Source organism: Polaromonas glacialis (assembly GCF_000709345.1).
Lineage (GTDB): Bacteria > Pseudomonadota > Gammaproteobacteria > Burkholderiales > Burkholderiaceae_C > Polaromonas > Polaromonas glacialis.
This window is the reverse complement of record NZ_KL448323.1, coordinates 361481-380644: the sequence shown is the minus strand read 5'-3', so window position 1 is coordinate 380644 and position 19164 is coordinate 361481. Positions and strand designations below refer to the sequence as shown.

Annotated in this window: 15 protein-coding genes and 1 riboswitch; of the genes, 14 read left to right on the top strand and 1 reads right to left on the bottom strand. The window is 59.7% G+C overall.

Annotated features, from left to right (window positions below; all coding sequences use genetic code 11):
- Positions 1-55: 55 nt before the first annotated feature.
- Positions 56-3928 (bottom strand): DUF748 domain-containing protein, encoded by a 3873-nt coding sequence (locus EC86_RS0102135; RefSeq protein WP_332258586.1) that lies wholly within the window; start codon positions 3926-3928, stop codon positions 56-58.
- A gap of 370 nt (positions 3929-4298) precedes the next feature.
- Between EC86_RS0102135 and EC86_RS28470 the strand changes: the two genes are divergently transcribed.
- From EC86_RS28470 to ribH, 14 genes are all read left to right on the top strand, one after another.
- On the top strand, positions 4299-4457 hold the full coding sequence (locus EC86_RS28470; RefSeq protein ID WP_156955174.1) for a hypothetical protein: 159 nt from the start codon (positions 4299-4301) through the stop codon (positions 4455-4457).
- Positions 4458-4670: 213 nt separating this feature from the next.
- A complete protein-coding gene (locus tag EC86_RS0102125) occupies positions 4671-5582 on the top strand; it encodes a lytic transglycosylase domain-containing protein (RefSeq protein WP_029524063.1) in 912 nt (303 codons plus the stop codon).
- A 40-nt stretch (positions 5583-5622) separates the two neighbouring features.
- Positions 5623-5754, top strand: a riboswitch (ZMP/ZTP riboswitch).
- A 59-nt stretch (positions 5755-5813) separates the two neighbouring features.
- Positions 5814-7058, top strand: coding sequence for a serine hydroxymethyltransferase (gene glyA, locus EC86_RS0102120; RefSeq protein WP_029524062.1), 1245 nt, complete (start codon positions 5814-5816; stop codon positions 7056-7058).
- A gap of 100 nt (positions 7059-7158) precedes the next feature.
- Entirely contained in the window at positions 7159-7608 is a 450-nt protein-coding gene (nrdR, locus tag EC86_RS0102115) for a transcriptional regulator NrdR (protein WP_029524061.1), read from the top strand.
- A 104-nt stretch (positions 7609-7712) separates the two neighbouring features.
- A complete protein-coding gene (pilV, locus tag EC86_RS0102110) occupies positions 7713-8324 on the top strand; it encodes a type IV pilus modification protein PilV (protein ID WP_156955172.1) in 612 nt (203 codons plus the stop codon).
- A gap of 2 nt (positions 8325-8326) precedes the next feature.
- A complete protein-coding gene (locus tag EC86_RS0102105; protein ID WP_029524059.1) occupies positions 8327-9247 on the top strand; it encodes a PilW family protein in 921 nt (306 codons plus the stop codon).
- 5 nt (positions 9248-9252) lie between these two features.
- Positions 9253-9882: a pilus assembly PilX family protein gene (locus EC86_RS0102100; protein WP_198026743.1), complete on the top strand. Its 630-nt coding sequence runs from the start codon at positions 9253-9255 to the stop codon at positions 9880-9882.
- Between the two features lie 139 nt (positions 9883-10021).
- Positions 10022-14680, top strand: coding sequence for a pilus assembly protein (locus tag EC86_RS0102095; RefSeq protein WP_198026742.1), 4659 nt, complete (start codon positions 10022-10024; stop codon positions 14678-14680).
- 1 nt (position 14681) lies between these two features.
- Positions 14682-15149 (top strand): type IV pilin protein, encoded by a 468-nt coding sequence (locus EC86_RS0102090; protein WP_029524056.1) that lies wholly within the window; start codon positions 14682-14684, stop codon positions 15147-15149.
- Positions 15137-15709: a GspH/FimT family pseudopilin gene (locus EC86_RS26840; RefSeq protein WP_051675677.1), complete on the top strand. Its 573-nt coding sequence runs from the start codon at positions 15137-15139 to the stop codon at positions 15707-15709. The genes EC86_RS0102090 and EC86_RS26840 overlap by 13 nt, the downstream gene beginning before the upstream one ends.
- Positions 15706-16791 carry a bifunctional diaminohydroxyphosphoribosylaminopyrimidine deaminase/5-amino-6-(5-phosphoribosylamino)uracil reductase RibD gene (gene ribD / locus EC86_RS0102080; RefSeq protein ID WP_232229757.1) on the top strand — a complete coding sequence of 362 codons (1086 nt, stop codon included), beginning with the start codon at positions 15706-15708 and terminating at the stop codon, positions 16789-16791. Before EC86_RS26840 ends, ribD begins: the two co-directional genes overlap by 4 nt.
- A 101-nt stretch (positions 16792-16892) precedes the next feature.
- Positions 16893-17549, top strand: coding sequence for a riboflavin synthase (locus EC86_RS28465; protein WP_029524053.1), 657 nt, complete (start codon positions 16893-16895; stop codon positions 17547-17549).
- Positions 17550-18683, top strand: coding sequence for a bifunctional 3,4-dihydroxy-2-butanone-4-phosphate synthase/GTP cyclohydrolase II (gene ribBA, locus EC86_RS28460; RefSeq protein ID WP_029524052.1), 1134 nt, complete (start codon positions 17550-17552; stop codon positions 18681-18683). It begins immediately after the preceding gene.
- 12 nt (positions 18684-18695) lie between these two features.
- On the top strand, positions 18696-19160 hold the full coding sequence (gene ribH, locus EC86_RS0102065) for a 6,7-dimethyl-8-ribityllumazine synthase (protein ID WP_029524051.1): 465 nt from the start codon (positions 18696-18698) through the stop codon (positions 19158-19160).
- Positions 19161-19164: the final 4 nt, after the last annotated feature.

The window sequence follows — 19164 nt, the reverse complement described above, 5'->3', positions numbered from 1 at the left end:
GGCCTGGCTACCTACAGCTTTAGACATTAAAGCAATCCGCGTATTTTCGCTGTTTTTACGGCATTGCCAAATTAAGTTCGGCATGCGGCGTCCATTTGGCGTCTGGCGGCACGGCTTTGGCCGCGCCCAGGAACAGCCGGGCGGGCGGCAAGTCACGCGAAACCAGGTAATCCTTGACCGCCTGGCCGCGCTTCACAGCGAGCTGGCGCAGGTCTTCGGCGCTGACCGCAATGCCGGAGAGCAGCAGCTTTTCCATCTCGCCGACCGGCAGGTCCCGGGCCAGGCCGACCAGGTTGCGCGGCTTGGGCAGCTCGCTTTGCCGGTACACCGCCTTGAGCAGCGCCGGGTATTCGTCCGCACCGACGCTGGCGGCTTCAGTCGCGGCGCCGCCCTGCTGGCGGCGCTTTTCGGCGCGCACGCGTTCGGCCAGCTGCTCGCGCTGGTAGGCGTCGCGCTCGGCATCCAGGCTGCCGGTGCCGACCACGGTGAGCTGCAGCGCCGGGCGCTCGGCCAGTGCCTTGGCGACCTTGTCGAGTCCGGCGCGGGCGTCTGGCGACAACTGCGCGCTGCCGGCCGCGAAGTTCACCGTCGCCAGTTCGTCGCCGCCGCCGCCCAGCGCGCGGGCCAGCAGGCTGAAGGGCGCGGTGATCGCCTTGGTGATGACATTGAGGATCACCTTGACGATGACCGGCCCCAGGCTGAACTGCGGGTCGTTGAGCGAGCCGCTGATGGGCAGGTCCAGGTCGATCACGCCGTTGCGGTCGGCCAGCAGCGCCACGGCCAGCTTGACCGGCAGGCTGGCCGTGGACCCTTCGGCCTTGTCGCCGAAACTGAGCTGGTTCAGCACCAGCTTGTTTTTGGCGGTGAGCTGCCCGTTGGGCAAGACCACGTAGTTCACATCGACGCTCATCTTGCCGCGCTCGATGCCGTAGCCCGCGTACTTGATGGCATAGGGCGACAGCGGCGGCAGTTCCAGGTCGCGCACCTTGCCGGTGATGTCCAGCGCCAGCGGCGTGACCAGCGGGTTGAGCTTGCCGGTGATTTCAAGCGACGCGCTGCCTTCGGCCTTGCCGCGCAGTTCCAGGTCGGCCATGGCGGGCGCCGCCGCCGCGCCGTTGGCCGGCGTGGCAGGCGCTACGGAAGAAAACGCGCTGAGCGTGCCGGTCAGCTCGCTCAGGTCGGCCGAGTAGTTGGGCTTGACGAAGCGGTCGGAAAACCGCACCTGGCCGTTGAGCAGGCTGATCGGGCCGAAGTTGATGACCGGCTTGGGGCCGGACGGCGCGGCGGCGGCAATTTCCGGGTTTTTCAAGTTTTTTAGGCCGTTTCCGCTGGTCTGTATTGCGTTTTCAGCTATGTTTTTTGTAGCATCGGCTGGGGTTTTACCGGCCCCGGTCGTTGCCGGCTTCACCAGGTCCTGCAGGTTGATGCGGCCGTCGGGCAGGATGATGACGCGGGCAAAAAAGTCGCTCAGCACGGTTTCCCGCACGTCCACCCGCGTCGGCCTGGCCGGTTCCAGCGCCACCTTCAGGCCGCGCACGTTCAGCGACTTCCAGGCCAGCAGTTCCTCGGCCGGCGCCAGGGTGTTGGCGCTGAACGACTCCAGCGCCGCGTCGCCCGCCACCTCGGCCTGCGGCCCGGCGGCGGTGTCGCGGTAGGCGACCCGGCCCTTGAAGCTGGCATCGGCGCGCAGCAGTTCGATGTTCAGCGCGCCGGCAAAATAAGGCTCGAACGCCTGCACCGGCAGTCGCTCGACCGCCAGCTGGCCTTTGGCCTGCAGCGGCGCCAGGGCCAGATCGCCCTTGAAATCGAGCTTGCCCGGCGCAAACCGGCCGCTGGCCAGCCGCAGCGAAGCCGACAGCGGCATGGCCTGCGCGGCCTGCTTGCGCCCGGCCGGGCGGTCGCCCAGCACCAGCGCGCCGAGCCGGGCATTTGCCGCCGTGACCTCGAAGGCCACCGGCTTGTCGCCGGCCTTGTCGGAAAACGACATGGCGCCGCCGTCCAGCACCACTTCATCGATGGCGACGGCCCACGAAGGGGCGGCCGGCTTGGCAGATGCGGCGGCGGGCGCTGCGGCTGACGGTTCGCGGGCCACCAGCCAGCGTTCAACCATCCAGCGCTTGCCGGCATCGCGCTCGACCTTCGCCCGGGGCTGGCCGAGCTGCAGGCTGGCGGCGCTGAAGGACTGGCCCGGCAGGTCGATGTCCACGCCGGCCAGTTCCGCGCGCTGCACCGACACCAGCGCGTCGCCGCCTTGCGCCAGTTGCACATCGCTGAGCGCCAGCGCGGGCGCGATGATGCGCAGGGCCTGCGGCTTGCCGGCCTGGGCGGCCCGCCATGTCAAGCCGATGTCGGCATCCAGCCGGCCGCTGAGCGCGGGCAGCAGGAACTGGCCGACGTATTTCGCCGCCATGTCGAGCGGCCAGGCACTGACGGTGGCCGTGGCATTGGCGGCCGTGTCGGTGGCCGAGCCCTTGAAGGTGAAAAGCGTAGCAGTTGGCGGACTTGACGGCGGCACGGCGGCAACGGCGACCTGCGGTTTCGTGGCCGACCTTGCAGCGGTTTTGACCTGCACGGGCAAAGAAGCCGGCATGGACGGGGCTAGCCCGAGCGAGCCGCTGAACTGGAGCGGCGCGTTGTCCGCGAACGGAAAGGCGATTGACGTGGCATTCAGCGTCAGGTCCTTGAGGCGGATGCGGGCAGGCGACGGCAGGCTTTCATCGCGCCAGTCCAGCGCGCCGCCCTTGACGTCCACGCTGTCCACCTGGATGCGCCAGGGTTGGGCGGAAGTCGTTGCGGCCTGATTTTTAGCATCATTTTGGCCTTCTCCGCTTGCTGGACGTGAGCTTGCAGCTACGCTTTTTGTAGCAACCGGCTGCCCGGCCGGCAGCAGGTTAAGCCGCCCTGCCCGGTCGCGCGTGACGGAGAGCAGGGGCGCGCCCAGTTCCACCGCCGACAGCTTGACCAGTTGCTCCAGCGGCCGCACATCGTCGAGCACCAGATGCAGGCGGTCAAAGGCCAGCAGTTCGGGACCGGCGCCGGGCGCGCTGCCGGGCGGCCGGGCTTCCAGCAGCCGCACCTTGCCGGCCGTGACGCTTCCGGAAATCTTCAAGCTTGGCGCGGGGTTCTGCTCGAACGCGAGCTGGATGTCGGCCTGCAGCACGGCGCTTTGCAGCCGGAACGGCAGGCTGTCGGGCCAGTACGCCAGGTAGGGCTGCAAGTCAAGATCGCGCAACTGGAGCGTTGCGTCGGTCTGGCGCGTCGGCGCGAACGGCGTCGCCACGGCGGCCGTGTCAAACCGGCTGCCGTTGAGCACGAACGCCAGCCGGGGCGCGGTCTTGATCTCGCGCTGAGAAGGCAGATTGCTCAGGAAGGGCACCGCCAGGTGCAGGTCGTGCAGGCTGTGCGTGGCGTGGACCGATTCATCGGCAACGTCCACCCGGCCGCCGCTGAGCACCAGGTTGTAAAGCGCAAACCGCGCGCCGTCGCCGGCCGGTTGCGGCTCGGCCGTCTTGAGCCGCTCCAGGATGCCGTCGATGTCATAGCGCCCCTGGCCGAAATAGGTCAGCGAGAGCGCCGGCTCCTCGACCGCCAGCGCATCGGCGACAGGCGCCAGCCGCAGCAGCGACGCCAGTTCCGCATCTATATAGAGGCGGCGGATTTTCAGCTGGGGAACGGCCTGCGGGGAAGCCGGCTCGGCAGCGGCCGGACCGGCTTTGGCCACCGCCAGGTCATGCACCGTCAGCTCCAGCGACCAGGGCCTGAAATCCACCGAACCGACACTCACCCGGCGACCCAGCTTTTCAAAACCCAGGCGTTCCAGTTGCGACTTGACGAGCAGCGGCACGGCCACATAGGCCAGCGCCCAGACCAGCAGCCAGATGCCGACGGCCCAGGCCACGCGGCGATGCCAGCGGGGCGAACGAAGCACCGCGCCGGCGCCGGCCCAAAAAGTGTTTAGACGGTTGCGCCACCCGGGATTGATTGCATTGCCTGACATAGGGGCCTAGTTTTTGACACCCGGCGCCAAAGGTCAATGCCCTGCCGTGAAGCGTGTCGCCGGAAAAAAGAAAAACCCCGGTCAGCAGAACTGGCCGGGGTTGATGGCGGGCATAAAACCCATGCCATCTGGCTTCGCAAAAGGAGAGATGAATCGTCTCGCAGTGCGATGGAAGCAAGTGATTGCTTCCGGGTATTACCGGGACTGGTTACCCGGTTGGCATCCGAATAACTCGGACAACTGAAGGTTAAAGCCGCCGCATCATGCCGGCAAGCCTAATTTTTCAATCACGCAAACCGGGGTGATTGAGATTTTCTTTGGCCATTTTCAGGCTGCAGCCGAAGCACTGCCCAAACCCATCGGCCCCAAACGTTACCTGAAGCAAGCTTTGCAAAGAAACACAGCAAAGCATGAAATGAAGCATTATTCCACGAAAAAAGCCATCTTCAAACATTATTAGATATATCAAACAAATTCTTTATTATTGACAGGTTATTTAACCGGAAACTAGAATGCGCTCAAGTCCCACAAAGATAAGGGCTTACCCGAACGCGCTGCCTTCCCCGGCAGTATCAACGAGGGTCAACAACCGGCAGGCATCTGCCTGGTTTGATGGCGACCCAATCAAAGCCTGCGCAACCCTCCAAGGTCTGCATGCAAAGAAAGGAGTGCTATGACAGCGCTAGTGAACAACCGTCCTGATTTCAACGTCAAGGATCTTTTTAAGAATGTGCGGAGCGGCCTTGGGACGGTTGCCGACGACATTGCCCGCGGATTTTTCGTGATAACGCACAGCAGTTTTGCCCTTCTGGGCCTGGTCGTGGCCTTTGCGGTGGTCACGCTGATGGCCCGGCCCGACCTGCGCGACACCGGCGAGGTCAAGCTCATGGCCTGGCTGCAGGAACGGCGCGCAATCGTGGTTGAACCGGAAAGCTTCACGCCCCGGGAAACCGTGGTCGTGGTGGCCGAGCGGCCGGTAGCCGACAAGCCCAAGGCACTGTCGAGCCAGCAGGCGGCCGTCGCCTCGTGGATCAGCAAGAAGTATTCGGTGGCGCAAGAGCCCGTCGGAACGCTGGTGGCCGAAGCCTTCGAGATCGGCCACAACGTCAAGCTCGACCCGACGCTGATCCTGGCGATCATGGCGATCGAATCGGGTTTCAACCCGTTCGCCCAGAGCCCGGTGGGCGCCCAGGGCCTGATGCAGGTGATGACGCAGGTCCATCATGACAAATACGCCAAGATCGGCGGCCGACTCGCGGCCTTCGACCCGGTGGCCAACCTGCGGGTTGGCGTCAAGGTGCTGCAGGAATGCATCACACGCGCCGGCTCCATCGAAGGCGGGCTGAAATACTATGTGGGCGCCGCCAATCTGGAAAGCGACGGCGGCTATGCGAGCAAGGTGATGGCCGAACGCGCCCGCCTGCTGGCCGTGGTCGGCGGCAAGCGCCCGCCCACCACCACGCCGCGCTTTGTTGCAGCGTCAGCGCCCGCGCAAACCACATCGGTGTCCTTTCCAGCCGAGACCCAGCGCCAGTCATCCGACCGCAAGCCTTCACAGGATGTGGCGCAACTAGACCAGTCCTGAAGGCTTGAGAACTGGCCGGGCAAGCACCCTGCGCTACACTAGCGCGGTGCGCGACTGGCGATAGGCACCGGGGTTTTACAACCATCGGTGCGGACGTGGGACACCACGGGGAAGCGCACCGTTTGCGGCCATTTGGCCAAAAAGCGTTCAGCCGTTCGCCTGGGCAGCCCTTGCTTCCTCTGCTCTGAAACAGAGCCAAAGGACAAGGAACCGAAGTCTTGAAGGACTGCCATGTACCACCGCAACATTCTCATCGAACAGACCGACCCCGAAATCTTTGCCGCCATCCAGGCTGAAAACGCCCGCCAAGAGCACCACATCGAGCTGATTGCCAGCGAAAACTACGCCTCGCCCGCCGTCATGGCCGCGCAAGGCTCGCAGCTCACCAACAAATACGCCGAAGGCTACCCCGGCCGCCGCTACTACGGCGGTTGCGAACACGTCGATGTGGCCGAGCAACTCGCCATCGACCGCGTCAAGCAGATTTTTGGCGCCGATGCCGCCAACGTGCAGCCCCATTGCGGTGCGTCGGCCAATGAAGCCGTGTTCCTCGCTTTCCTCAAGCCTGGCGACACCATCATGGGCATGAGCCTGGCCGAAGGCGGCCACCTGACGCACGGCATGTCGCTCAACATGAGCGGCAAGTGGTTTAATGTCGTGTCCTACGGCCTGAACGACAAGGAAGAAATCGACTACGACGCGATGGAGCGCAAGGCCCACGAAAGCAAGCCCAAGCTGATCATTGCGGGCGCGTCGGCCTACAGCCTGCGCATTGATTTCGAGCGTTTCGCCAAGGTGGCCAAGGATGTCGGCGCGATTTTCCTGGTGGACATGGCGCATTACGCCGGTTTGATTGCCGCCGGCATCTACCCCAACCCGGTGCCGCATGCCGACGTGGTGACCTCGACCACGCACAAGAGCCTGCGCGGCCCGCGCGGCGGCATCATTTTGATGAAGGCCCAGCACGAAAAGGCCATCAACAGCGCCATCTTCCCCGGCCTGCAGGGCGGCCCGCTGATGCATGTGATTGCGGCCAAGGCCATCGCCTTCAAGGAAGCACTGTCGCCCGAGTTCAAGACCTACCAGCAGCAAGTGCTGAAAAATGCGCAAATCGTTGCTGAAACGCTGACCGAGCGCGGCCTGCGCATCGTCAGCGGCCGCACCGAAAGCCACGTCATGCTGGTCGATTTGCGCGCCAAGGGCATCACCGGCAAGGAAGCCGAAGCCGTGCTGGGCAGCGCCCACATGACCATCAACAAGAACGCCATTCCGAACGACCCGGAAAAGCCGATGGTCACCAGCGGCGTGCGCATTGGCACCCCGGCCATGACGACGCGCGGCTTTGGCGACGAGGAAGCGCGCATGACGGCCCAGCTGATTGCCGACGTGCTCGACAATCCGCGCGATGCGGCCAACATCGAAGCGGTTCGCGCCAAGGTTCACGCCCTGACCAGCCGGTTTCCGGTTTACGGCTGAACGCCATGAACGGCGCGGCAGCTATTGAATCGATAGCTGCTTGCGCCCGTGGCTGTTGCGCAAACGGCCTGAAACGCTTCAAAAATTGCCGGGAGGACGCATGAAATGTCCTTTTTGCAGTCACCTTGAAACCCAGGTGGTCGAAACCCGGGTTTCAGAAGACGCCGAATTCATACGCCGCCGCCGCCAGTGCGCGGCCTGCGAAAAGCGCTTCACCACCTACGAGCGCGCCGACGTCAGCTTTCCGGCCATCGTCAAGAAGGACGGCCGCCGCACCGACTACCAGCGCAGCAAGATACTGGGTTCGATGACCTTGGCGCTGCGCAAGCGCCCGGTCAGCACCGCGCAGATCGATGCGGCGGTCGAGCAGATCGAGGAAAAGCTGCTGAGCCTGGGCCTGCGCGAGGTAGCCTCAAACCGCCTGGGCGAACTGGTCATGCTGGAACTCAAAAAACTCGACAAGATCGCCTACATCCGCTTTGCCAGCGTGTACCGGAGTTTTGAGGATATTGACGAGTTCAGGGCGATGGTGGATGAGGTGGGGCGGTAGACGTATAGGCTAACAAATAGTCGCCATAGTTACGCTTATCCGCCATTTTTAACCATCTGTCGGATCCTGCCTAAATAAGTGTGAGGCGCAGATACACTTCGGCTATGCAACGATCTGGCCAGTTCCTCCATCTACAAAAAAATCAAGGATTTGCCTTGATAGAAATTCTGGTTTCTCTGGTGATTTTTGCTATCGGGATGCTGGGAACGGCAGGCCTGCAACTCGCGACTTTACGCAGCAACCAGTTCTCGACCCAAGCCGCTACTGCAACACAACTCGCCCGGGATTACGAAGAAATCGCGCAGTTGGTTCCATCGGCCTCAATCTCAGCGTCCGAAGGCACAAGCGCTTTAAGCGTTCTGGATACCAGCATTGCAAACACAGGCACGATAACGGAGTGCAAAGGCACCTCGGCTGCGTGTACGCCAGCCCAATTGACGGCCTTCATGCTCAATGAATGGAAAAACAGGGTAACTACAGACCTTCCCGGAGGACGTGCAAAAGTTTGCCGGGATAGCGCGCCTAAAGACACTTCGGGTTCTAGTGAAGGCCTGTATCGCTGGGCCTGCGACGACCAGGGCGACATGATCATGATCAAGTTGGGATGGGCGGCCAAGACCGCTAAGAACGACAAAGTCATGCAGGCAATCGCAACGGATGATCGCCCCAGGATTGTCATTACCGTGTTTGGAAATCAAAAAGATTTCGAGGATTGACGATGACGCCCGCTGCCCTTTTTGCGCAACGTGGTCTCACCCTAGTTGAACTGCTGGTTTCGCTGGTCCTGGCCAGCCTGATCACGTTGGCTGCGACAGCACTATATTCCGTGACACTTTCAAGTTATCGAACTGTAGACGCCGGCCAGGAAATTCAGGAAAACGGACGCTTTGCGCTTGAAGTCATTGGTCAGGCGGCACGCTTGGCAGGCTATCAGAACTACACCCAGCGCGATGGAGATGGAGATGACAATAGTCGGCGTTTCGTGGCTTCCTCGTTCCCGACCGTGCGTGGATTCAACAATTCTAAAGTTACCGTAGCCACCAGCATCACGAATGACGGAGCAACGAACAACGGAGGGATCAACCAGAGTGACACACTTGCTTTACGGTTTCACGGCTCAAGCTTAGCCACCGACGCTACCAAACCTGACGGATCCATGATCGACTGCCAGGGCGTTGCCCAAAATTATCCGCTCAATGCTGATGATGTGGCCCTTAGCCTGTTCTGGGTTGCTAACGATAGTACAGGCGAGCCGTCGCTGCAGTGCATTTCACGTGGAGATCCGACAGCAACAACCCTGACCCGCAATACGCAACCCATTCTCAAAGGCGTGGAAACATTCCAGGTCATGTACGGCCTGGACACCAACGGCGACAGCGTGCCCCGGCAATGGGTGAGCGGACAAAGCGTTACCAATTGGCAGCAGGTGGTTGCTATCCGTGTTGGATTGGTTATTCGTGGAGACTTGGGCAGTTCTCAAGGTCAATCCGCCACAGCGACTGAAAACAATCTTTATCCTTTGGGAAAAGAATTTACAGGTAGCAGCACCGAGGCAGGCCTGGTATTCACTGCACCGAATGACGGCAGACTCAGGCGCGTGTTCAACGCAACGTTCAAACTGCGCAACCCCCAGGATTGATGGTCATGGTTGCCAACCGACTTGTTTTTCATGCTCAACGCTCCGGCCAGCGGGGCATGTCGCTCATTGTCGTGCTCATCATGCTCAGCGCGATTTTTATGATGACGGCATTTGGCGCGCGCCTGACCTTGCTGAGCGAAAAGGCTGCGCGCAACGACCGGGACCGGCAAATTGCCTTTCAGGCTGCCGAAGCGGCCTTGGGCGATGCCGAGATAGACATCATGGGTCCCAACACAGAAAGCAACAGCCGTGAGGCTGAGTTGGACAGCCGCAACCTTCAGTTGTTTGCCCAAGGCTGCGGCGCTACGGCCGAAAACCGTGGCTTGTGCAATACCAATACATCGACAACCACGCCCTTTTATCAATCCATTAATTTTGAAGACACCGGTTCCTCCAGGCGTTACGTTACGTTGGGTGAATATACCGGGCGCGGCAGCGGCTTCTCTACGGGTAACAGTGCCCTGCCCGCAAAGTTGCCCCGTTATATCGTGGAGACAATTCCATACCACGTTCCGGGCGGCTGCACCAATCAAAAAGCGTTTCTGATCACGGGTCTGGGTTACGGCATGAACCAGCAAACCCAAGTCATGCTGCAGAGCGTGGTCTTCAAGCCGAGCCCGATACTCAAATGCTGAAACTATGAAAATCCGCAAAACACTCTCATGGTTTGCATGCTGCGCTGCAGCGATGCTTGTAGCTGGAAGCGGTGCGCAGACCACGCCTATTCCCTCAGTCGATCTCAGCCTGGGTCCGCTGACGGTCACAGCGCAGGCAGTGAACATTGCGCTGGCTTTGTCGGTAGAGTTTCCGACCGCAGGGGCTGCTTACCGTTCAGGCACCTACGATCACGCCCAAGAATACTTGGGCTACTGGGACCCGAAAGGATGCTACGAGTATTTCGATGCCAATGACACCAGTGTATTAAAGGGCGAGTATTTCCGGCGTACTGGTTCTGTTGATAGCAATAAATACTGCAACGTGTCTGGAAGTGGCACAGGCTACAGCGGCAATGTACTGAACTATGCCGCGACCTCTTCGATTGACTTGTTGCGTTATGCGCTCACCGGGGGAAACCGAGCATTGGATATTGCCAATAAAACTGTATTGGGAAGGGCTTACCTTCCCTCCAATTTTGGCGGCATACGCAATGCCACTTACTTTCCGCAAAAACAGGTTAATTCCGATCTGGTCGGCAAGGTAACGCCGCAGTTCGTCACCCCTGGCGCAACAAGCAATTACAGTGGCACAGTCTATTTTAATTCGTGCAACAACTTGATGTACGTAGGCAACGCCAGTTCAGGCGGCGATTGCACCACGCCAGGCAATACCAACATCTTTGCACCGCTTGTTCCTAATCTGAACAGTACTCCCACGATTCAATACTTTCCGTTTATACCCACGAATACAGCCTCCATCATCTATGTGCTCGACCCCGCAGGCAGCAAGCAATGGGTTCGCAACGTACCGGAAGCCACGACAACTGTCATGCCCACGGGTACTGACCCGGTGGCTGGTACCCTGGTGCCAGAAGCGGTGAGTCCGACGCCGCGCAACATGGCGGTTGTAACTGGCACATCTACCACCCCACAGCGCACAGGTGACAATCCATCTAGTTATAGCTATATCCCAACCGGGCAATTGACGAACGTTATACCACCGACCGACGCACCAGACACAAGTATTCAGAGCTATATCTGGCAAGACAACACGGGAGCCCATGGAACAGCCTATTACGAAGGCATCAAGGAAGAACTCAATTCCTCAAACTGGGGTAGCGCTGGGGCCGTTGGAACACAATCCCACAACACCACCCATCGTGTTTGTCGTTCTGGCTCTGGCGCCAATGTCACAAATGTTCGACTCCGAATTAATTCTTCGGATGACAAGTGTCCCGATGGAGGTAATGGATCAAACATAAACAACATTCAGACTTATCGGCTTTACACCCGCATGGCTCAATATAAGGCATATTTCAGCACGCCTCTTTATAACTACTACCAGGAAACTCCGACTTGGTACCAAGCCAGTGTAGGCACCGGCTATAGGGCTTACACCAATGGTACGTCGCCGGCCAAGATGAAAGCCTACGTTCAGGTGTGCGACAACACCGAAGGCCCGAGCCGGCAAGGTTCGGATGGCGTTCGTTTTTGCAAGCGTTACCCGAATGAGACAGCAAGCTCTGGCGTTTACAAACCTATTGGCGAGCTGCAAACCAGAGCCGAAGGCGTTCGGGTATCCGCTTTTGGATACGCTCTTGAAAATGGCAATGGCCGCTATGGCGGCGTACTGCGCGCACCCATGAAGTTTTTAGGCTCGCAATACCGCGATACCAGTGGCGTTCTCCAATCCAACACCCAAGCCGAATGGGATGCCAGCACCGGCGTTTTTGTCACGGACCCGCTTAATGCCGTCGGCGGATCAAGCGCCTTCCCCGCAGGAGCACCCGCCTTTACCACCAGTGGGGTGACCAATTACCTGAACAACTTTGGCAGCACTGGCATTTACAAAAGCAATGATCCGGTAGGCGAGTTGTACTACGAGACACTGCGCTATTTTCAGGGCCTGCAACCCACGGATACGGCGGTTGGCAATCTGACGACAGCCGCCATGTATGACAACTTTCCGATTTACAAGACCTGGACCGATCCAATTCAGAATGGCTGCCAGCGACGCAATTTCATTTTAGCCATTGGTGATGTCAACACCCACTATGACAAGCAACTGCCAGGGCACGGAACTGGTGGTGTGTCTGAGACCAGCACTGATCCCGCCAGGGCAGCGCTGGCCATCCCGGGTTCATCCACTAAAACTTTCAGTGCGGTGGATTGGACAAATCTGCTGACAGGCTTTGAAACCGGCGTCAGCTACCCCTATACCGATGCTTTGGGCCGCGCTCAAAATACCTTGGGCAACCCGAATGTTGTTTCAGACAACACCACACTGCAAAGCAAGAGCACCGGATCGCAATCCAGCGCCTATTACTGGGCGGGTGCAGCCTACTGGGCCAACACCCAGCCTATCCGCGAGGACTCGCTCACCGTGGATGGCAAGACGCAATCGCTCAAGGACATTCGCGTCAAGACCTTCACCATTGACGTTGACGAAGGAGGAAATGGCTTGATTGACGGCAATACGCGTGGCATCAAGCCACGCAACAGCAGTTTCTACCTAGCAGGCAAATATGGCTGGTTCAGCGACGCCAATGATGATGGCAACCCGTTTAAGACCTCAGGCGGGCAGATCAATAACAAGGAATGGGAAGACCCCTCCCTGGCCAACGTACCCGATGGCTATGCACTGGCCAGCCAAGCCCAACGCATGATCGCTGGCATCCGCAAGTTTTTTGCCTCGGCTAGTGCTCAAAGCGGAACGGTGTCGGTGTCCTCGCTCAGTTCCCAACGCTTCAGTACCAGTTCGCCAAATGGGGATCTTTACGCCCCGCGCTTCGATTCTCGTGACTGGTCGGGTACGGTGATCAAATCGTCATTGGCACTCAACACCACCACAAACACCATCGACGCCCTGCAAAATGTGGCATGGGATGCCGGCACGATACTGACAGCAGGCTCAACCCTTGTCACATCGACTGCGGCGGTTGATCCGTATGTCAAACCTGCTGAAAGAAAAATCTTTACCTATCGGAGGCAGGCCAGCAGCAACCCGGGCATTGCGTTCACCCCTGAAAACCTGGACCAATTTGATGCCGTCATGCGTGATGGACTCAATGCGAATCCGTTAACTGGCACAGCCGATAGCCTTGGAGCTCTGCGGGTCAGCTACCTCCGAGGAGACAGGTCGCAGGAAGGCGCTGCCAGCAACACCTTCCGCCGCCGCACCAGCCTGATGGGTGACATCATTAACTCAGGCCCGATATACAAGAGGGAAGCCGATCCAAGCCTTGTGGGCGATGATGACTATCTGGCTTTTTCAAGGACAGCAGCCACGCGAACAGCCGCTCTTTACGTGGGCGCAAATGACGGCATGCTGCATGCCCTCCGAGCTTCCGATGGAAAGGAGCTGTTTGCCTATATTCCACTGGCCGTAGCCAAAAACCTCAATCAGTTGACCAGCGTTGCTTACCAACACCGCCCTTTTGTCGATGGAGTTCCCCAGGTGGGGGAAGCAAAGTTGGGAACGGGTTGGCGCACCGTATTGGCAAGCGGCATGGGAGGCGGTGCGCAAGGCATCTTTGCGCTTGACGTGACCAACCCCAATACATTCGAAGATGGCTCTACAGGAGCGAGCAAAATTCTTTTCGAGTTCACCGACCAGGACGACCCCATGATGGGAAATGTTGTAACGCAACCCAAAATAGTCAAATTGAAGATTCCTGCCAACACGACAGGCGGGACACCAAGCTATAAATGGTTTGTTGCTGCAGGCAGCGGATACAACAACTATGTGAACGACGGGTCAGGAAGGTACACCACTACCGGGGATCAAGCGCTGTTCCTGCTTAGTCTTGACAAGACTCCTGGCGAATCTTGGACGGAAGGCACCAACTACTTCAAAATCGTGGTTCCAGCAGCAAGCACGAGTCTTGCCAATGGCTTGGCAAATCCGGGCTTTTTAGTTGGGGATGCTGGGGAAACAACCACTATATATGGCGGTGACTTACAGGGCCAACTCTGGAAGTTTGACTTCACTGAGGGACTGAGCAGCGCAAACATCAGCAACAACAAAATTGTCAAGGTAAATGCAGGGGCCAAGAAGCCACTTTTCACGGCTCTGGACAGCGCAGGAACGCGTCAACCTATAACGATTGCGCCGGTAATCACCACTGCCAAGCAGCGCGGCGTCATGGTGGTTTTTGGATCTGGTAAGTTCATAGAACAGGCTGACGCATCGTCCAGTGGCACGCAGACCATCTATGGCGTCTGGGACAGCGGCGGCACAGCCACATCCGATTATGGGTTGCTTAGGAACAGCCTTCAGCAACAGACAGCGGCAGAAAGCACCAGCGCCGTTACCATCACAATAACAAACTTTACGCTCGGTACGGGTTCTGGCGAAAAGAAAGGCTGGTATTTCGATCTGCCCAACGGTCGTGAGCGCATCGCAGTCGAAGGAGATCAGGGCTTAACCTCAGTGACCTTGAACTCAATCATTCCTTCGGGAGATTGCTCTGGTGACGGGAACGGAAGAAGTTACACACTCAATTCACTGACTGGTGAAGCTGCGGGCACTATACAGGTCAGCAGTTCCATAGGACTGTTGAGCCGGCCAAACTACATTTCACTGGAGTTGGACAACGCCTACACAACCCGCCGTGCGGACGGAACACGCAAATACACGGTCCGCGATACCGTTGTCAGCACAGGAACACGCCTCACCAGCGCCGGAAACGTCGGTTCCCAGACCACCACTCCAACAGCAAGCCAAATTACGGCTGGCCGTATCAGCTGGCGGGAAATAAGAAATTTCAAAAATTGACATGAACCATCACCGGCAACACGGCAGCGACGGATTTACCCTGATCGAATTGATGATCACGGTTGCCATCATTGCAATCTTGGCATCCATCGCGTATCCGGCATACACCGAGCAGATTCGCAAAGGTAGAAGGGCAGAGTGCCGCAGCGGCTTGCTCCAATCAATGCAACAGCAGGAAAGGTATTACACGCAATTCAATCAGTACGTTACGTTTGCGACTGGCGCCGCCACGTCAAAAACCCAGTCGTTTTCTGGCGATTCTCTGGCCGCAAGTGCATGTAGCATTGCTGCAGTTCAATGCACAAGCGGCACTACAGCCGTGGCGCTCAATCAGTGCGTTGAGTTGCAGGCAAGCATGCGGTCAGGCAATGACCCGGTCAGCCTGCTTTACATCACAAGCAATGGCGATAAGGGCTGCACTTACAACGGGACAGCCCGAACAGAGAATGAAAAGCAATGCTGGCCTTGACGCGTTCCTATCCTGCAAAAACGCAGGGCTTCACGCTGATTGAACTCATGGTCGTCATCGCATTGATTGCCATCATCGCCGGTCTTGCAGCACCTGATTTCCAGCGCATGATTGCTCGGCAAAAACTCAACGTCACTGCGAGCGATCTTTTGGTTTCCGTCATGCAGGCACGCGGCGAAGCCATCAAGAACAATAGGCAAGCCATTGTGCAGCCGCTAGTTTCTACTGACTGGAGTCGGGGCTGGCGCGTCTACGTTGACATGAATAATGACAAGGCCTATACCGAGGGAACCGACACACTTATTACCACCGTCAGGGAGGCAGACAGCAGTGTCTTGCAATATCAAGTTGCCCGAAACACAACCGTTGGAAACTTGATCGGTTTCGACGCGAGTGGCTTTGTTCTTGGCGCCGATGCCGGCCGGGTGGTTTTTTCTTCCAACATTCTGGGCACGAGCTACCGAAAAGGTGTCGTCATCTCCAGAACGGGACGGGGGCGCATATGCACCTACTCAGCACCCTCTTCAGGCACTGATCAATGCGCGGGTGCCAGCGAATGAAACGCACACTGGCGCTCGCATATGACGCCTTGCGGCTGACATCACCAAATCCACGTGTTGGCGCGCTTATCAGTACGAACGATGGCACCATTCTGGGCCAGGGCCACACCCAGCGCGCCGGCGGCCCGCATGCCGAAATCATGGCTCTGCTCGACGCAGCCGCCCAAGGCCATTCAGTCGAAGGCGCAATCGCCTACGTCACCCTTGAACCCTGCTCCCACCACGGCCGCACCGGCCCGTGTTGCGATGCACTGATTGCCGCAGGCATCAAGAAAGTCGTCGCCTCCATCGCCGACCCCAACCCGCTGGTATCAGGCCAGGGCTTTGCACGCTTGCGCGCCGCCGGCATCGAGGTCGAAGTCGGCCCCGGCGCTGCTGAATCCCGTGAACTTAACATCGGGTTTTTCAGCCGCATGATCCGCCGCACGCCGTGGGTGCGCATGAAAATGGCGGCGTCGCTCGATGGCACGACGGCGCTGTCCAATGGTCAGAGCCAGTGGATCACCTCGCCTGACGCCCGCGCCGACGGCCATGCCTGGCGCGCGCGCGCCTGCGCGGTGTTGACAGGCATCGGCACGGTGCTTGAAGACAACCCGCGCCTCGATGTGCGCGAAGTCGCCACGCCCCGCCAGCCGCACATCGTCGTGGTGGACAGCCGGCTTCAGACGCCGCTGGACGCTCATCTTTTCATAGCTGGTCGCGCTTGCCTGATATACGCTGCAGTCCAAAATGATGCAAAAAAAGCGGCACTGGAAGCGCGTGGCGCGACGGTGGTCATGCTGCCTGACGCGAATGGCAAGGTGGACCTGGCCGCGATGATGCGCGACCTGGGCCGCCGCGAGATCAACGAGTTGCATGTCGAGGCCGGCAGCAAGCTCAACGGCTCGCTGATCCGCGCCGGGCTGGTCGATGAGTTTGTGCTTTACCTGGCACCCAAGCTGCTCGGGCCGGGCCAGGGCATGGCGGCGTTCGGTCCCCTGCAGTCGCTGGCTGATGCGGTGGCGCTGCAGTTCCAGTCCGTTGACCGGGTGGGCGCTGACTTGCGCATCGTGGCCCGTGTCGCCGGGCGGGACCAGTTCTAGAAGCCTTCCTGCCCGAGTCGGTCCAAGGCCATCCGGCAGCCTTTTCAACGCCTTTACTGCCCGTCCAGGCGATATGGCTCTTTTCCCTGCGAAAATACGGCATGTTTACCGGAATCATCACCGGCATGGGGCGCATCGTCGCCATCCATCGCCTGGGCAGCTCTTCAGACCATGGCAACCGTCTCACCATCGAAGCACCTCCGGGTTATCTCGATGACGTGGGATTGGGCGACAGCATTGCGCTCAACGGCGCCTGCATGACGGCCACGACGCTGGACCCCGCCAACAACTGCTTCACCATCGACATTTCCGCCGAGTCGCTGGACAAGACCTGCGGGCTGGCCGAGCCCGGCGTCATCAACCTTGAAAAAGCCTTGCGCGCCCATGACAGGCTTGGCGGCCATATTGTGTCCGGCCATGTGGACGGCATTGGCCGCGTCACGCATTTCGCCCAGGTGGGTGAAAGCTGGGAGCTGCGTATCCGCGCGCCGCAGTCGCTGGGCAAATACCTGGCCTACAAAGGCTCCATCACCGTCAACGGCGTGAGCCTGACGGTGAACCGTGTACAGGATCTGGCGGGCCATGCCGAAGAGGCGCCGGGCTGCGAGATCAGCATCAACCTGATTCCCCACACCGTTCAAAATACCGCACTGGGCCAGCTGGGCCAGGGCTCGCCGGTCAACCTGGAAATCGACCTCATCGCGCGCTATGTCGAGCGCATGCTCCAGGACTCTCCCCTCAAACAAGCAACTCTCTAAATGACCCCTCTGATTTCCCCTGTTGAAGACATCGTCGCCGACATGCGCGCCGGCCGCATGGTCATTCTGGTTGACGAAGAAGACCGCGAGAACGAAGGCGACCTGGTGCTCGCCGCCGACCATGTGACGCCCGAGGCCATCAATTTCATGGCACGCTTCGGCCGTGGCCTGATCTGCCTGACGCTGACGCGCGAGCGCTGCGAACGGCTGCAACTCCCGCCGATGGTGGCGCGCAACGGCGCCCAGTACTCAACTGCCTTTACGGTGTCGATTGAAGCGGCCGAAGGCGTGACCACCGGCATTTCGGCCGCTGACCGCTCACGCACCGTGCAGGCGGCGGTGGCCAGCGATGCAAAGGCCAGCGACCTGGTGCAGCCCGGCCACATCTTTCCGCTCCAGGCCGTTGACGGCGGCGTGCTGATGCGCGCCGGCCACACCGAGGCGGGTTGCGACCTGGCAGGCATGGCCGGCTGTTCGCCGGCAGCGGTGATCTGCGAGATCATGAACGACGACGGCACCATGGCCCGGCTGCCGGACCTGCAGGTGTTCGCCGCCGCGCATGGCCTTAAAATCGGCACGATTGCCGACCTGATTGAACACCGCAGCCGCACCGAATCGCTGCTGGAGAAGGTCGGCAGCCGCACACTGCAGACCGCTTTTGGCGAATTTTCCGCACATGCCTTCAAGGACAAGACCAGCCACGACCTGCACCTGGCGCTGGTCAAGGGGCGATGGGGAGCCGACGACACCGTGGCGGTGCGCGTACACGAGCCGCTGTCGGTGCTCGACCTGTTAGAGACCGGCCGCACCATGCATTCGTGGAGCCTGGACCAGAGCCTGAAGCACATTGAGGCTGAAGGCCGGGGCGTGGTGGTGCTGCTGAACTGCGGCGAGAGCGCCGCGCAGCTAATGGCACAGTTTGAAGGCACCGCCAGAGCCGCCCAGGCGCCGGAACGCGGCCGCATGGACTTGCGCACCTACGGCGTGGGTGCGCAGATTTTGCGTGAATGCGGCGTGCAGAAAATGCAGCTGATGGGCAACCCGCGCCGCATGCCGAGCATGAACGGCTATGGCCTGGAGATCGTCGGCTACATCGGCAAGCACCAAGCCCAGCCCCAACCCGAAACCGTTTAAGGAAAGCGCACCATGCTCAATGCAGACAAAGGCCTGGGCGAAAATCTCGACGGCAAAAAACTCTCGATCGGGATCGTGCAGGCGCGCTTCAATGAAGGGATCACCAACATCCTGGCGGCAGCGTGCCGCCAGGAACTCGCTGCCCTGGGCGTGAAAGAAGAGAACATCACGCATGTGAAAGTGCCCGGCGCGCTGGAAGTACCTTGCGCGCTGCAGGCACTGGCGGAAACCGAAAACTTCGACGCGCTGATCGCCTTGGGCTGCATCATTCGCGGTGAAACCTATCATTTCGAACTGGTCGCCAACGAAAGCGGCGCGGCCGTGACGCGCCTGGCGCTGGACTACCAGTTGCCGATTGCCAATGCGATCCTGACGGTCGAAAACCTGGCGCAAGCCGAGGCGCGGCAAACTGAAAAAGGCCGAGATGCGGCGCGCGTGGCGGTCGAAATGGCGAATCTCCTCGAAGCGCTTGCCTGAACAT

Excerpts from the sequence above, each read along its gene's own strand:
- EC86_RS0102125 (WP_029524063.1), top strand. The coding sequence starts at position 4,671 with ATGACAGCGCTAGTGAACAACCGTCCTGATTTCAACGTCAAGGATCTT.
- glyA (WP_029524062.1), top strand. The coding sequence starts at position 5,814 with ATGTACCACCGCAACATTCTCATCGAACAGACCGACCCCGAAATCTTT.
- nrdR (WP_029524061.1), top strand. The coding sequence starts at position 7,159 with ATGAAATGTCCTTTTTGCAGTCACCTTGAAACCCAGGTGGTCGAAACC.
- pilV (WP_156955172.1), top strand. The coding sequence starts at position 7,713 with ATGCAACGATCTGGCCAGTTCCTCCATCTACAAAAAAATCAAGGATTT.
- EC86_RS0102105 (WP_029524059.1), top strand. The coding sequence starts at position 8,327 with ATGACGCCCGCTGCCCTTTTTGCGCAACGTGGTCTCACCCTAGTTGAA.
- EC86_RS0102100 (WP_198026743.1), top strand. The coding sequence starts at position 9,253 with ATGGTTGCCAACCGACTTGTTTTTCATGCTCAACGCTCCGGCCAGCGG.
- EC86_RS0102090 (WP_029524056.1), top strand. The coding sequence starts at position 14,682 with ATGAACCATCACCGGCAACACGGCAGCGACGGATTTACCCTGATCGAA.
- EC86_RS26840 (WP_051675677.1), top strand. The coding sequence starts at position 15,137 with ATGCTGGCCTTGACGCGTTCCTATCCTGCAAAAACGCAGGGCTTCACG.
- ribD (WP_232229757.1), top strand. The coding sequence starts at position 15,706 with ATGAAACGCACACTGGCGCTCGCATATGACGCCTTGCGGCTGACATCA.
- EC86_RS28465 (WP_029524053.1), top strand. The coding sequence starts at position 16,893 with ATGTTTACCGGAATCATCACCGGCATGGGGCGCATCGTCGCCATCCAT.
- ribBA (WP_029524052.1), top strand. The coding sequence starts at position 17,550 with ATGACCCCTCTGATTTCCCCTGTTGAAGACATCGTCGCCGACATGCGC.
- ribH (WP_029524051.1), top strand. The coding sequence starts at position 18,696 with ATGCTCAATGCAGACAAAGGCCTGGGCGAAAATCTCGACGGCAAAAAA.